Source organism: Streptomyces sp. NPDC085460 (assembly GCF_044541975.1).
Taxonomy (GTDB): domain Bacteria; phylum Actinomycetota; class Actinomycetes; order Streptomycetales; family Streptomycetaceae; genus Streptomyces.
Window position 1 is genome coordinate 198531 of record NZ_JBITTO010000008.1, and the last position, 13242, is coordinate 211772.

Genomic DNA, 13242 nt, shown 5'->3' on the forward strand with positions numbered 1-13242 from the left:
GTCCCGTCTCTTTCGGATCCGGGACCGCCGCCCGTCGGTGAGGGTTCGGAAGGGATGACCGACGGCGGTCCCGGGGGCTTCGCGGGGCCGGGGCCCCTCGGGTCAGCGGCTGTCGCTGCCCTTCGACTCGGCGGCCGCGCGGCCCGCCTCCAGACGCGCCACCGGGATCCGGAAGGGCGAGCAGGAGACGTAGTCGAGGCCGACCTCGTGGAAGAAGTGCACCGACTCCGGGTCGCCGCCGTGCTCGCCGCAGACGCCGAGCTTGATGTCCGGGCGGGTGGCCCGGCCGGCCTGGACCGCGGAGCGGACCAGCGCGCCGACGCCGTCCTTGTCGATGGTCTCGAAGGGGCTGACGCCGAAGATGCCCTTCTCCAGGTACGCGGTGAAGAAGCTGGCCTCCACGTCGTCGCGGGAGAAGCCCCAGACCGTCTGGGTGAGGTCGTTGGTGCCGAAGGAGAAGAACTCGGCGGCCTCGGCGATCTGGCCGGCGGTGACGGCCGCGCGGGGCAGCTCGATCATGGTGCCGAGCGCGAGCTTCAGCTCCACGCCGGTCTCCGCCCGGACCTCGGCGATGACCTTCTCGGCGTCCTCGCGGACGATCTCCAGCTCCTGGACGGTGCCGACGAGCGGGATCATGATCTCGACGCGCGGGTCGCCCTTGGCGTCGATCCGCTGGGCCGCGGCCTCGGCGATCGCCCGGACCTGCATGGTGAACAGACCGGGGATGACCAGACCGAGACGGACACCGCGCAGACCCAGCATCGGGTTCTGCTCGTGCAGCCGGTGCACGGCCTGGAGCAGCCGCAGGTCGTTCTCGTGCGGCTCCTTGCGGGACTCGGCGAGGGCGACGCGCACCGACAGCTCGGTGATGTCGGGCAGGAACTCGTGGAGCGGCGGGTCGAGCAGGCGGACCGTGACCGGCAGCCCGTCCATCGCCTCGAAGAGCTCGACGAAGTCGGTCTTCTGGAGCGGCAGCAGCGCCTTGAGGGCGTCGTCGCGCTCGGCGTCGGTGTCGGCCAGGATCAGCCGCTCGACGTACTGGCGGCGCTCGCCGAGGAACATGTGCTCGGTGCGGCACAGGCCGATGCCCTGGGCGCCGAAGCGGCGGGCGCGGGAGGCGTCCTCGGCGTTGTCGGCGTTGGCGCGGACCCGCAGGCGGCGGACGCGGTCGGCGTAGGCCATGATCCGGTGCACGGCGGCGACGAGCTCGTCGGCGTCGTCGGCGCCGGCGTGCATGCGGCCCTCGAAGTACTCGACGACCGGGGACGGTACGACGGGTACCTCGCCGAGGTAGACCTTGCCGGTGGAGCCGTCGATGGAGACGACGTCGCCCTCCTCGACGACCGCGCCCGAGGCGGTGGTCATCCGGCGGCGCTTGGTGTCGACCTCCAGCTCCTCGGCGCCGCAGACACAGGTCTTGCCCATGCCGCGGGCGACGACGGCGGCGTGCGAGGTCTTGCCGCCGCGCGAGGTCAGGATGCCCTCAGCGGCGATCATGCCGTCCAGGTCGTCCGGGTTGGTCTCGCGGCGGATCAGGATGACCTTCTCGCCGGAGCGCGACCACTTGACGGCCGTGTACGAGTCGAAGACGGCCTTGCCGACGGCCGCGCCCGGGGAGGCGGCGATGCCGCGGCCGATCTGCTCGACCTTCGCGTCCTCGTCGAACTTCGGGAACATCAGCTGGGCGAGCTGGGCGCCGGTGACGCGCTGGAGCGCCTCGGCCTCGTCGATCAGGCCCTGGTCCACGAGCTGGGTGGCGATGCGGAAGGCGGCACCGGCGGTGCGCTTGCCGACCCGGGTCTGGAGCATCCAGAGCTGGCCGCGCTCGATGGTGAACTCGATGTCGCAGAGATCCTTGTAGTGGGTCTCCAGCGTCTCCATGATCTGCATGAGCTGGTCGTACGACGCCTTGTCGATCGACTCCAGGTCGGCGAGCGGCACCGTGTTGCGGATGCCGGCGACGACGTCCTCGCCCTGCGCGTTCTGGAGGTAGTCGCCGTAGACGCCGGCGTGGCCGGAGGCGGGGTCGCGGGTGAAGGCGACGCCGGTGCCGGAGTCCGGGCCGAGGTTGCCGAAGACCATCGAGCAGACGTTGACGGCCGTGCCGAGGTCGTGCGGGATGCGCTCCTGGCGGCGGTACAGCTTGGCGCGGTCCGTGTTCCACGAGTTGAAGACGGCCTCGATGGCGAGGTCCATCTGCTCCCGCGCGTCCTGCGGGAAGTCGCGGCCGGTGTCGGCCTTCACGATCTTCTTGAACTGCTTGACGAGCTTCTTCAGGTCGCCGGCGTCCAGGTCGGTGTCGCTGGCGACCTTCTTGGCGGCCTTGGCCTCGTCGAGGGCGTCCTCGAAGTGCTCGCCCTCGACGCCCAGCACGGTCTTGCCGAACATCTGGATGAGGCGGCGGTACGAGTCCCAGGCGAAGCGCTCGTTGTCGGCCTGGCGGGCGAGGCCCTCGACGGAGGCGTCCGAGAGACCGATGTTGAGGACCGTGTCCATCATGCCCGGCATGGAGAACTTGGCGCCCGAGCGGACCGAGACGAGCAGCGGGTCGTCGGCCTGGCCGAGCTTCTTGCCCATCCGCTTCTCGAGGGCGTCGAGGTGGGCGGAGACCTCGTCGCGCAGGGCGACGGGCTCCGAGCCGGACTCGAGGTAGACCTTGCACGCCTCGGTGGTGATCGTGAAGCCCGGAGGGACCGGGAGGCCGAGGTTGGTCATCTCGGCGAGGTTGGCCCCCTTGCCACCGAGCAGGTCCTTCAGGTCCCTGTTGCCCTCGGTGAAGTCGTACACGAACTTCTGATCATTGTTTTCCGACACGGGTCTCGACTCCTCGACGACTCGGTTGGCTGCCCTGACGGCGAGGAACATACCCAGATCGAAGGCTTCTGGGGAGGTACGCCTACCGGTCACACGGGCGTAACCACCCGTCCGCCCCCACTTCGAAAGTTACCGAGGCGAAGCTTCCGCTTTCACGCCCCGAAGCCCGCTTGACCCAATCCAGGGAATAAACGCTCACATGAGCGCCCTCGGCGCCCATTTGCGTTCAACTCTTGAACGCAAAAGGGGTGGCACCCAGTGCCACCCCTTCAGGCAGTGCAGCTGCCCGTAACCTGCTCATCTGAGCACCACCCCCCTCAGGGGTGGCGAGGATCACTCCCTCGAAAGGCCGAAAATCTCAGCCGCCGGACGTGTCCAGCTCGGCGTCCTCGCTCACCCCGGCGCAGTCGTAGGGGTCCTTCAGCCAGCCGTCCGGCAGGACGACCCGGTTGTTTCCGGACGTACGCCCCCGAGGACCGTCCGCACCCGCCGGCCACGGCTGATCCAGATCCAGCTCGCTCAACTGAGCGCGCAGCTCGTCCAGGGACGAGGTGATCGCCAGCCGCTTGCGCATCTCCGAACCGACCGCGAACCCCTTCAGGTACCAGGCCACGTGCTTGCGGAAGTCGATGACACCGCGCGACTCGTCGCCGATCCACTCCCCGAGGAGCGTGGCGTGCCGCACCATCACGTCGGCGACCTCCCGCAGCCCCGGCGTCCGGTACCCGCCGGTGCCCTCCATGCCCGCCACCAGGTCCGCGAAGAGCCACGGGCGGCCCAGGCAGCCGCGGCCCACCACCACGCCGTCGCAGCCGGTCTCGCGCATCATCCGCAGCGCGTCGTCCGCCGACCAGATGTCGCCGTTGCCGAGCACGGGGATCTCCGGCACGTGCTCCTTGAGCCGCGCGATCGCGTCCCAGTCGGCCGTACCGCCGTAGTGCTGCGCCGCCGTCCGCCCGTGCAGGGCGATCGCCGTGACGCCCTCCTCGACGGCGATCCGGCCCGCGTCGAGGTAGGTGATGTGGTCGTCGTCGATGCCCTTGCGCATCTTCATGGTGACCGGCAGGTCGCCGGCGTTCGACACGGCCTCGTGGAGGATCGCGCGCAGCAGCGGGCGCTTGTACGGCAGCGCCGAGCCGCCGCCCTTGCGGGTCACCTTGGGCACCGGGCAGCCGAAGTTCAGGTCGATGTGGTCGGCGAGGTCCTCGTCGACGATCATCCGCACCGCCTTGCCGACGGTGACCGGGTCCACCCCGTACAGCTGGATCGAGCGCGGCTGCTCCGTCGCGTCGAAGTGGATGAGCTGCATGGTCTTCTCGTTGCGCTCCACCAGCGCCCGGGTCGTGATCATCTCGCTCACGAAGAGGCCCTTGCCGCCGCTGAACTCGCGGCAGAGGGTCCGGAAGGGGGCGTTGGTGATGCCGGCCATGGGCGCGAGCACCACCGGCGGCTGCACGACGTGCGGGCCGATGGAGAGGGGGGAGAACGCGGTCATGGACCCCATTGTCCCGCACCGCCGAACGGGTCCGGCGGGCGCGCGGTCACGGCGGCCCGGCCGGGCCCTAGGCGGCGGCGAGCGGACGCCCGGCCCGCTCGCCGGCCACCAGGGCGAGCAGCCGCGCGCACCCCTCCCGGGTCTCCTCGTCGAGCGGCACGTAGGTGACGAGGACGGGTCCCGCGGAGGGGCCGAGCCAGAGGTTGGTGTGGTCGAAGCGGAGCGGGCCGACCAGGGCGTTGCGGATCACCTTGGTCCGGCCGCCGGGGGCGACCACGTCGTGCCGGGCCCAGACCTCGCGGAACTCGGGCGAGGCCGCTTCGAGCCGGTGCACCAGACGCTTCCAGGCGGGTTCGGCGAGGTGCTCGGCCATCTGGGCCCGGAGCTTGCCCGCGAGCAGCGCGATCAGCTCCGGCAGGTCGGTGACGGCGGCCCGGAACTCCGGGTCGGTGCAGGCCAGCCAGAGCGTGTTGCGGTCCTCGGGCGGCAGCGCGTCGAGGTCGCGGAAGAGCCGGCCGAAGACGCGGTTGTGGGCGAGGAGGTCGAAGCGGCTGTTCTGGACGGCGGCGGGCACCGGCTCCAGCTGGTCGAGCAGGGCGCGCACGGCGGGGGTGACGGCGGGGCTGGGGGTGCCGTGCCGGGGGTCGGGCTGCCCGGCGAGGGCGAAGAGGTGGGCGCGCTCGGTGGGGTCGAGGAGCAGGGCGCCGGCGAGGGCGTCGAGGATCTGCGGGGAGACCTGGATGTCCCTGGCCTGTTCGATCCAGGTGTACCAGGTGACGCCGACGGCGGAGAGCTGGGCGACCTCCTCGCGGCGCAGCCCCGGGGTGCGGCGCCTGCGGCCCCGGACCAGGCCGACCTGTTCGGGGGTGATGCGCTCGCGCCGGCTGCGCAGGAAGGCGGCGAGCTCGCGCCTGCGGGCGTCGGGTCCGGTGGTCCCTGCGGTGCTCATGGTCCCAGCCTGCCCGTCCGGGGAGCCGGGTGCCAGGCACTCGTGGTACCAGGATGAGGAGGCTCTGGTACCAGGGAGGCGGGCCGCCGATCGTCGAGGCGTGACCACGACATCGCCCCCGCTCGCCCGTCCGCCCGCCCCGGCCCTCGGCCCGCTCGGCCTCTTCACCGTGCTGCTGGGGGCGGCGCTCCCCCTGGTGGACTTCTTCGTCGTGAACGTCGCCCTGCCGTCGATCGGTCACGACCTCGGCGCGGACGAGGCCCTGCTCGAGCTGGTGGTCGCCGGGTACGGCCTGTCGTACGCGGTGCTGCTGGTGCTCGGCGGCCGGCTCGGCGACCTCTACGGGCGGCGCCGGCTCTTCCTGGCGGGCCTGGTGGCCTTCGGCGTGACGTCGCTGCTCTGCGGGGCGGCCCCGACCGCCTGGAGCCTGGTGGCGGCCCGGGTGGCACAGGGTGCCGCGGCGGCGCTGCTGCTGCCGCAGGTCCTCGCGACCCTTCACTCCTCGACGGCGGGCGCCCGCCGGGCGAAAGCGCTCGGTCTGTACGGGGCCACCAACGGGCTCGCGTTCGTCTCGGGCCAGATCCTGGGCGGTCTGCTGGTCGCGGCGGACGTGGCGGGCCTGGGCTGGCGGGCGTCCTTCCTGGTGAACGTGCCGGTGGTGCTCCTCGCGCTGCCGCTCGCGCTCCGCGCGGTGCCGGAGACCCGGGCGGCGGCCCCGGCGCCGCTGGACGTCCGGGGCACGGTGCTGCTCGGGCTGGCGCTCACCGCGCTGCTCGCCCCGCTGACGGAGGGCAGGGCGGCGGGGTGGCCGCTGTGGACGTGGGGCGCGCTGGCGGCGTTCCCGGTGGTGGCGGCGGTCTTCTGGCGGACGGAGCGGCACGCGGAGCGCCGGGGCGGCACCCCGCTGGTCCCGCCGTCCCTGCTGCGGCTCGCGCCGCTGCGCCGGGGGCTGGTCCTGGTGCTGCCGCTCTCGGGCGGCTTCGGCGGCTTCATGCTGGTGGTGGCGGTGGCGCTCCAGCAGGGTCTGGCGCTGGGCCCGGTGGCCTCGGGCGCGGCCCTCGCCCCGATGGCGCTGGCCTTCTTCGCCGCCTCGCTGGCCGGTCCTCGGCTGGTGGCCCGCTGGGGCACCCGGGTGATCCCGGTGGGCGCGGTGGTCCAGGCGGCCGGTCTGGGGATGCTGGCGTGGACCGCCTGGCACTCCTGGCCGGACGTGTCCCCCTGGACGCTCGCTCCGGGAATGGCGGTGGCGGGCCTGGGCCAGGGGCTCCAGCTGCCGGTGCTGTTCCGCGTGGTGCTCGCCGAGGTGCCGGCGGAGCGGGCGGGGGTGGGCAGCGGCGTGATGGTGACGACCCAGCAGGCGGCGCTGGCCCTGGGCGTGGCGACGCTGGGCTCGCTCTTCCTGTCCCTGGCGGCGACGGGCTCCATGGGCACGGCGCTTGCGGCGACCCTGCTGGTCCAGCTGGTGCTGGCCCTGCTGACGGGCCTGTACGCCCTGCGGCTGCCGAGGACGGCGGTCTGAGCCGAGGGGGTACGGCGAAGGGCCCGGGCCGCGGGCGGCGGTCCGGGCCCTCCGTGGGGGCACTACTCGGTGGCGGCGTCCTGGGTGCGCTCGCGCATCTTCTTCAGGAGGTCCTGCTTCTTCTCCTCCGCGGAGCGGCGGTCGGCGGCGCGGCTCTGCGCGCCGCCCTGCTGGTCGGCGCGGGACAGCTTCTTGCGCTGTCCTCCGACGCCGAGGAGGTTGTTGCGGCTCTTCGCCATGGGGGGCTCCCCTTCGATGAGGTGGGCGGTGGTCGGTGGATCGGCCTGCGCGCCGCTCTCACTCGTAGATCGGGAGGTGAGCAAACATGCCCGCACGGTATCGGGGCGGCGGGGGGCGGCGCATCCGGTTTTCCGGTGCGCCCTCACCCCGCACGGAATGACAAATATTGAAATCTGTCATCGCACATGTCATGGTTGAGGAGCACCTACCCCTCCTCCCCCCAGGAGACCGTCATGCTTCCCACCCGCACCCTCGGCACCACCGGCCCCACCGTCTCCGCGCTCGGTCTCGGCTGCATGGGGATGTCCGCGCTGTACGGCGAGGCCGACCGGGCCGAGTCGATCGCGACGATCCACGCCGCCCTGGAGGCCGGCGTCACCCTGCTCGACACCGGCGACTTCTACGGCATGGGCCACAACGAGCTGCTGATCGCCGAGGCCCTGCGCACCGCGCCCGCCGGGCGGCGCGAGCAGGCGCTGACGAGCGTGAAGTTCGGCGCGCTGCGCACCGTCGAGGGCGGCTTCACCGGCTACGACGGCCGGCCGGCGGCGGTGCGCAACTTCGCCGCGTACTCGCTCCAGCGGCTCGGCACCGACCACATCGACGTCTACCGGATCGCCCGCGTCGACCCCGACGTCCCGATCGAGGAGACCGTCGGCGCCATCGCCGAGCTGGTCGAGGCCGGGCACGTCCGGCACATCGGCCTCTCCGAAGTGGGCGCGGACACCCTGCGCCGGGCCGCGGTCACGGCCCCGATCGCGGACCTCCAGATCGAGTACTCGCTGGTCTCCCGGGACATCGAGGAGAAGATCCTGCCGACCGCCCGCGAGCTGGGCATCGGCGTCACCGCGTACGGCGTCCTCTCGCGCGGTCTGATCAGCGGCCACTTCACCCGCGACCGGGCGCTCGCCCCGGACGACTTCCGCGGCATGAGCCCCCGCTTCCAGGGCGAGAACCTGCACCGCAACCTCGATCTGGTGGACCGGCTGCGGGCCGTCGCCGAGGCCAAGGGCGTCTCCGTCGCCCAGACGGCGATCGCCTGGGCCCTGTCCCGGGGCGAGGACATCGTGCCGCTGGTCGGCGCCCGCACCCGCGCCCGGCTCGCCGAGGCACTGGGCGCGCTCGACGTGGTGCTGGACGCGGCCGACCTCGCGGCGATCGAGCGGGCCGTCCCGGCGGGCGCCGCCGCCGGCGAGCGCTACCCGCTGGCGCAGATGGCCCACCTGGACAGCGCGCACTGACGGGTACTGTCGGTCCATGGCCGCCACCGAAACCCTCACCGCCGAGCGCATCCTCGAAGCCACCGAGGAGGTGCTGCGGCGGTACGGCCCCGCGAAGGCGACGGTCGTGGACGTGGCCCGGGCGCTCGGCGTGAGCCACGGCAGCGTCTACCGCCACTTCCGCACCAAGGCGGCCCTGCGCGAGGCGGTCACCGAGCGGTGGCTGGAGCGGAACGTGACCGAGCTCCGCCCGTACGCCGAGGGCTCCGGCCCCGCCGACGAGCGGCTGAGCGGCTGGCTGCACCGCCTCTTCGCGCTCAAGCGGCGCAAGGCGGGCGACGACCCGGAGCTGATGGCGACGTTCATGGTCCTGATCGGCGAGAACAGCGCGGTGGTCGACCGGCACGTGGACCACCTCGTGGCCCAGATCGCCGCCATCCTCGCGGACGGGATCCGGGACGGGGCCTTCGCCGCCGCGGACCCCGACGTCACCACCACCGCCCGCGCGGTCTTCGACGCCACCGACCGCTTCCACGACCCGGCGCACGCCGCCGACTGGTCCGCGCCGGACATCGAGACCGCCTTCGGCGCCGTCCTCTCGCTCGTCCTCAGGGCGCTCCGCCGCCCCTGAGACACCGAGCCCGAACAGACGGGAAGCCCCCGGTCCGAACTTCGGACCGGGGGCTTCGCGCGTACGTGCGGTGGGTCAGCAGCCGATCAGGCGGCTGGCCAGGTAACCCTGGATCTGGTCGAGGGAGACGCGCTCCTGCTTCATGGTGTCGCGCTCGCGCACGGTCACCGCGTCGTCCTCGAGGGTGTCGAAGTCGACGGTGATGCAGAACGGGGTGCCGATCTCGTCCTGGCGGCGGTAGCGGCGGCCGATGGCGCCGGCGTCGTCGAACTCGATGTTCCAGTTCTGGCGCAGGTCCGCCGCGAGGCCCTTGGCCTTCGGGGAGAGCTGCGCGTTGCGGGAGAGCGGCAGGACGGCGGCCTTGACCGGGGCCAGACGGTGGTCGAGGCGCAGCACGACGCGCTTCTCCATGACGCCCTTGGCGTTGGGCGCCTCGTCCTCGGTGTACGCGTCGAGGAGGAAGGCGAGCATGGTGCGGCCGACACCGGCGGCGGGCTCGATGACGTACGGCGTGTAGCGCTCGCCCGTCTCCTGGTTCAGGTACGTCAGGTTGGCGCCGGACGCCTTGGAGTGGGCGCTCAGGTCGTAGTCGGTGCGGTTGGCGACGCCCTCCAGCTCGCCCCACTCGCTGCCGCCGAAGGAGAACCGGTACTCGATGTCGGCGGTGCGCTTCGAGTAGTGGGAGAGCTTCTCCTGCGGGTGCTCGAACCAGCGCATGTTCTCCTCGCGCAGGCCGAGGTTGGTGTACCAGTTCCAGCGCTGCTGCATCCAGTACTCCTGCCACTCCTCGTCCTCGCCCGGCTTGACGAAGAACTCCATCTCCATCTGCTCGAACTCGCGGGTCCGGAAGATGAAGTTGCCCGGAGTGATCTCGTTCCGGAAGGACTTGCCCATCTGCGCGATGCCGAACGGGGGCTTCTTGCGGGCGGTCAGCTGGACCTGGGCGTAGTTGGTGAAGATGCCCTGGGCGGTCTCGGGACGCAGGTACGCGACGGAGCCGGAGTCCTGGGTCGGGCCGAGGTGGGTGGAGAGCAGGCCCGAGAAGTTCTTGGGCTCGGTGAAGGTGCCCTTGTTGCCGCAGTTCGGGCAGTTGAGGTCGGTGAGGCCGTTCTCGGGGAGGCGGCCGTGCTTCTCCTCGTACGCCTCCTCCAGGTGGTCGGCGCGGAAGCGCTTGTGACAGGAGGTGCACTCGGTCAGGGGATCGGTGAAGGTGGCGACGTGACCGGACGCCTCCCAGACCTCGGTCGCCAGGATGACCGACGAGTCGATGCCGACGACGTCCTCGCGCGCGGTGACCATGTAACGCCACCACTGGCGCTTGATGTTCTCCTTGAGCTCGACACCCAGCGGTCCGTAGTCCCAGGCGGCACGCTGACCGCCGTAGATCTCGCTGCACGGGTAGACGAAGCCACGGCGCTTGCTCAGGCTGACGATGGTGTCGATCTTGTCGGCGGCCACGGTGCTCTCTTCATTACGACGACGAAGTGCGAATGCCACAGGTTACCGGCGCCCGCACCCCCTGTATCAAATCGGTTCGGCGGCCGGCGGCCCCACGGGCCGCGTGGCCGGGACCACAGCTCCGGCAATTGACAACCGTTTCCAATTTTGTTGAAAATGAGTGTCATGAACGTACGCCGTCTGATACCCACCACCGCCGTCGCCGGAGCCGTCGCCCTCGGACTCGTCACCCTCTCCGCCTGCGGCGGAAGCTCCTCGGCCGCCGACAAGGGGACGGACGGCAAGCTGGACGTCGTCGCGTCGTTCTACCCCGTGCAGTACCTCGCCGAGCAGATAGGCGGCGGCCACGTGGCCGTCCAGACCCTGACCGAGCCCGGCGTCGAGCCGCACGACCTGGAGCTCAAGCCCCGGCAGATCGGCGAGCTCTCCGACGCCGACGTCCTCCTCTACCTCAAGGGCGTCCAGCCCGCCGTCGACAAGGCCATCGACCAGGCGGGCGTGGAGCACACGGTCGACGCCGCCACCCTCACCACCCTCGAGGCCCACGGCACCTCGGCCGGCCACGCCCACGAGGGCGAGGAGTCCCACGACCACGCCCACGAGGGCGAAGAGTCCCACGAGGGCCACGACCACGGCTCCGAGGGCGGCCTCGACCCGCACGTCTGGCTCGACCCCGTGAAGTACGCCGAGGTCGCCAAGGGCGTCGGCGCCGCCTTCGCGAAGGCCGACCCCGACCACGCCGCCGACTACGAGAAGAACACCGCCGCCCTGGTGAAGAAGCTCGGCGACCTGGACACCGCCTTCGAGACGGGCCTGAAGAACACCGAGACCCGCACCTTCATCACCACCCACTCCGCCTTCGGCTACCTCGCCGAGCGCTACCACCTGGAGCAGGAGGGCATCACCGGCGTCGACCCCGAGTCCGAGCCGAGCCCCGCCCGCGTCAAGGAACTCCAGGACATCGCGAAGGCCGACAAGGTCTCCACCGTCTTCTTCGAGACCCTCGCCAGCGACAAGACCGCGAAGACCCTCGCGCAGGACACCGGCCTGAAGACCGACGTCCTCGACCCGCTGGAGGGAATCACGGACAAGTCCAAGGGCGATGACTACGTCGAGGTCATGCAGGCCAACCTCGCCGCGCTGAAGAAGGCCCTCGGCGCGAAGTGACCACAGCACAGCAGGAGGCACCCGTGAGCGACGAGCCCGTCATCTCCGTCCGTGGCGCCACGGCGACCCTCGGCGCCCGCCCCGTCCTCCGGGGTGTCGACCTCACCGTACGGCGCGGTGAGGTCGTCGCCCTGCTCGGCGCCAACGGCTCCGGCAAGTCCACCGCCGTCCGCGCGGTCATCGGCCAGGTCCCGCTGACCGGCGGCGCCATCGAGCTCTTCGGCACCGACCGGAAGCGCTTCCGCGACTGGGCCCGCGTCGGCTACGTGCCCCAGCGCACCACCGCCGCCTCCGGCGTCCCCGCCACCATCCGCGAGGTCGTCGCCTCCGGCCGGCTCGCCCGCCGCAGGTTCGGCTTCGCCACCAGGGCCGACAAGGCCGCCGTCGACCGGGCCATCGAGCTCGTCGGCCTCGCCGACCGGGCCGGGGACTCCGTCTCCGCGCTCTCCGGCGGCCAGCACCAGCGGGTCCTCATCGCCCGCGCGCTCGCCTCCGAGCCCGAACTCCTGATCATGGACGAGCCGATGGCCGGCGTGGACCTCGCGAGCCAGGACGTGCTCGCCACGACCCTGCGCGAGCAGGTCGCCGGCGGCACCACCGTCCTCCTCGTCCTGCACGAGCTGGGCCCGCTGGAGCCCCTCATCGACCGCGCGGTCGTCCTGCGCGACGGCTGCGTCGTCCACGACGGCCCGCCGCCCGAGGGCGTCGGCCAGCACGCGCTGCCCGGCCACGACCACGTACATCCGCACGCGGCCGGCGAGCCGCTCCGCACGGGACTGCTGACCTGACCATGGACTTCCTCGAACCCGCCTTCATGCAGCGGGCGCTGCTCGCGGCCGTGCTCGTCGGCATCACCGCGCCCGCCGTCGGCATCTACCTCGTCCAGCGCCGCCAGGCCCTGATGGGCGACGGCATCGGGCACGTCGCCATGACCGGTGTCGGCCTCGGCTTCCTCATGTCGGCCAACCCGGTCTGGATGGCGACCCTGGTCGCCGTCGCGGGCGCCGTGGTGATGGAGCTGATCCGGGCGTACGGCAAGACCCGCGGCGACCTCGCGCTCGCCCTGCTCTTCTACGGCGGCATGGCCGGCGGAGTCATGCTGATCCAGGTCGGCGGCGGTTCCAACGCGAACCTGCTCTCGTACCTCTTCGGCTCGCTCTCCACCGTCTCCGCCGAGGACGTCACCGCGATCAGCGTCCTGGCCGCCTTCGTGGTCCTCGTCACCGTCGGGCTGCGCAAGCAGCTCTTCGCGGTCAGCCAGGACGAGGAGTTCGCCCGCGTCACCGGACTGCCGGTGCGCCTGCTCAACCTGCTGATCGCGGTCACCGCCGCGGTCACGGTCACGGTCGCCATGCGGGTCGTCGGCCTGCTGCTCGTCAGCGCGCTCATGGTGGTGCCCGTCGCCGCCGCCCAGCAGCTGACGAAGTCCTTCCGGGCCACGTTCGTCCTGTCCGTCGTGACGGGCATCACGGTGACGCTGGCGGGCACCATCACCACCTACTACGCCGACGCACCGCCCGGCGCGACGATCGTCCTGTACGCGATCGGGGTCTTCGTCCTGTTGACGCTGCTCGCCACACCGCTCGCCAAACGGCGGGCCCGCGCCGCCGCGGCGGCCGCCGTGGAGGGGTGCGACACCGCCCTTCCGGGCGGCCGGAAGCCGGCCGACGACGTCAAGGTCTGAGCCGGGAGGTACCGGGACCGCCCTCGGGGCCGAGGGGGACTGGCAGAATGAGGGGGGCAACGGAA

Annotated in this window: 11 protein-coding genes; 6 read left to right on the plus strand and 5 right to left on the minus strand. The window is 71.8% G+C overall.

From position 1 onward, the window contains the following. Positions 1 to 102: 102 nt before the first annotated feature. The 3 genes from ppdK to ACIGHB_RS22145 all read right to left on the minus strand — a co-directional run bounded on the left by ppdK (position 103) and on the right by ACIGHB_RS22145 (position 5258). Positions 103 to 2814 (minus strand): pyruvate, phosphate dikinase, encoded by a 2712-nt coding sequence (gene ppdK, locus ACIGHB_RS22135; protein WP_399915300.1) that lies wholly within the window; start codon positions 2812 to 2814, stop codon positions 103 to 105. A gap of 358 nt (positions 2815 to 3172) precedes the next feature. Next, a complete protein-coding gene (gene dusB / locus ACIGHB_RS22140; protein WP_360307568.1) occupies positions 3173 to 4309 on the minus strand; it encodes a tRNA dihydrouridine synthase DusB in 1137 nt (378 codons plus the stop codon). A 67-nt stretch (positions 4310 to 4376) separates the two neighbouring features. After that, positions 4377 to 5258, minus strand: coding sequence for a helix-turn-helix domain-containing protein (locus ACIGHB_RS22145; protein ID WP_399915303.1), 882 nt, complete (start codon positions 5256 to 5258; stop codon positions 4377 to 4379). 100 nt (positions 5259 to 5358) lie between these two features. Here ACIGHB_RS22145 and ACIGHB_RS22150 point away from each other — a divergent pair, with 100 nt between their 5' ends. Beyond that, positions 5359 to 6777, plus strand: a complete 1419-nt coding sequence (locus ACIGHB_RS22150) for an MFS transporter (protein ID WP_399915305.1) — start codon at positions 5359 to 5361, stop codon at positions 6775 to 6777. Positions 6778 to 6839: 62 nt separating this feature from the next. On the opposite strand, the gene ACIGHB_RS22155 is transcribed toward ACIGHB_RS22150, so the two are convergent. Beyond that, positions 6840 to 7016, minus strand: a complete 177-nt coding sequence (locus ACIGHB_RS22155) for a DUF6243 family protein (protein ID WP_360307559.1) — start codon at positions 7014 to 7016, stop codon at positions 6840 to 6842. Between the two features lie 234 nt (positions 7017 to 7250). Between ACIGHB_RS22155 and ACIGHB_RS22160 the strand changes: the two genes are divergently transcribed. Together ACIGHB_RS22160 and ACIGHB_RS22165 are read left to right on the plus strand one after the other, a co-directional pair. Then, entirely contained in the window at positions 7251 to 8258 is a 1008-nt protein-coding gene (locus tag ACIGHB_RS22160) for an aldo/keto reductase (RefSeq protein ID WP_399915307.1), read from the plus strand. A 16-nt stretch (positions 8259 to 8274) separates the two neighbouring features. Beyond that, positions 8275 to 8868 carry a TetR family transcriptional regulator gene (locus ACIGHB_RS22165; RefSeq protein WP_399915309.1) on the plus strand — a complete coding sequence of 198 codons (594 nt, stop codon included), beginning with the start codon at positions 8275 to 8277 and terminating at the stop codon, positions 8866 to 8868. 75 nt (positions 8869 to 8943) lie between these two features. Here the strand turns inward: ACIGHB_RS22165 and ACIGHB_RS22170 are convergent, their stop codons facing one another. Next, positions 8944 to 10326 carry a glycine--tRNA ligase gene (locus ACIGHB_RS22170; protein WP_360307550.1) on the minus strand — a complete coding sequence of 461 codons (1383 nt, stop codon included), beginning with the start codon at positions 10324 to 10326 and terminating at the stop codon, positions 8944 to 8946. 165 nt (positions 10327 to 10491) lie between these two features. On the opposite strand from ACIGHB_RS22170, the gene ACIGHB_RS22175 reads away from it, so the two are divergent. The 3 genes from ACIGHB_RS22175 to ACIGHB_RS22185 are packed head-to-tail and all read left to right on the plus strand — an operon-like array spanning position 10492 to position 13177. Further along, positions 10492 to 11493, plus strand: a complete 1002-nt coding sequence (locus ACIGHB_RS22175) for a metal ABC transporter substrate-binding protein (RefSeq protein WP_399915311.1) — start codon at positions 10492 to 10494, stop codon at positions 11491 to 11493. Between the two features lie 23 nt (positions 11494 to 11516). Further along, on the plus strand, positions 11517 to 12281 hold the full coding sequence (locus ACIGHB_RS22180) for a metal ABC transporter ATP-binding protein (RefSeq protein ID WP_360307544.1): 765 nt from the start codon (positions 11517 to 11519) through the stop codon (positions 12279 to 12281). 2 nt (positions 12282 to 12283) lie between these two features. Next, positions 12284 to 13177 carry a metal ABC transporter permease gene (locus ACIGHB_RS22185; protein ID WP_360307541.1) on the plus strand — a complete coding sequence of 298 codons (894 nt, stop codon included), beginning with the start codon at positions 12284 to 12286 and terminating at the stop codon, positions 13175 to 13177. The last annotated feature ends 65 nt before the right edge of the window (positions 13178 to 13242 follow it).

Excerpts from the sequence above, each read along its gene's own strand:
- dusB (WP_360307568.1), bottom strand. The coding sequence starts at position 4,309 with ATGACCGCGTTCTCCCCCCTCTCCATCGGCCCGCACGTCGTGCAGCCG.
- ACIGHB_RS22145 (WP_399915303.1), bottom strand. The coding sequence starts at position 5,258 with ATGAGCACCGCAGGGACCACCGGACCCGACGCCCGCAGGCGCGAGCTC.
- ACIGHB_RS22155 (WP_360307559.1), bottom strand. The coding sequence starts at position 7,016 with ATGGCGAAGAGCCGCAACAACCTCCTCGGCGTCGGAGGACAGCGCAAG.
- ACIGHB_RS22160 (WP_399915307.1), top strand. The coding sequence starts at position 7,251 with ATGCTTCCCACCCGCACCCTCGGCACCACCGGCCCCACCGTCTCCGCG.
- ACIGHB_RS22165 (WP_399915309.1), top strand. The coding sequence starts at position 8,275 with ATGGCCGCCACCGAAACCCTCACCGCCGAGCGCATCCTCGAAGCCACC.
- ACIGHB_RS22175 (WP_399915311.1), top strand. The coding sequence starts at position 10,492 with ATGAACGTACGCCGTCTGATACCCACCACCGCCGTCGCCGGAGCCGTC.
- ACIGHB_RS22185 (WP_360307541.1), top strand. The coding sequence starts at position 12,284 with ATGGACTTCCTCGAACCCGCCTTCATGCAGCGGGCGCTGCTCGCGGCC.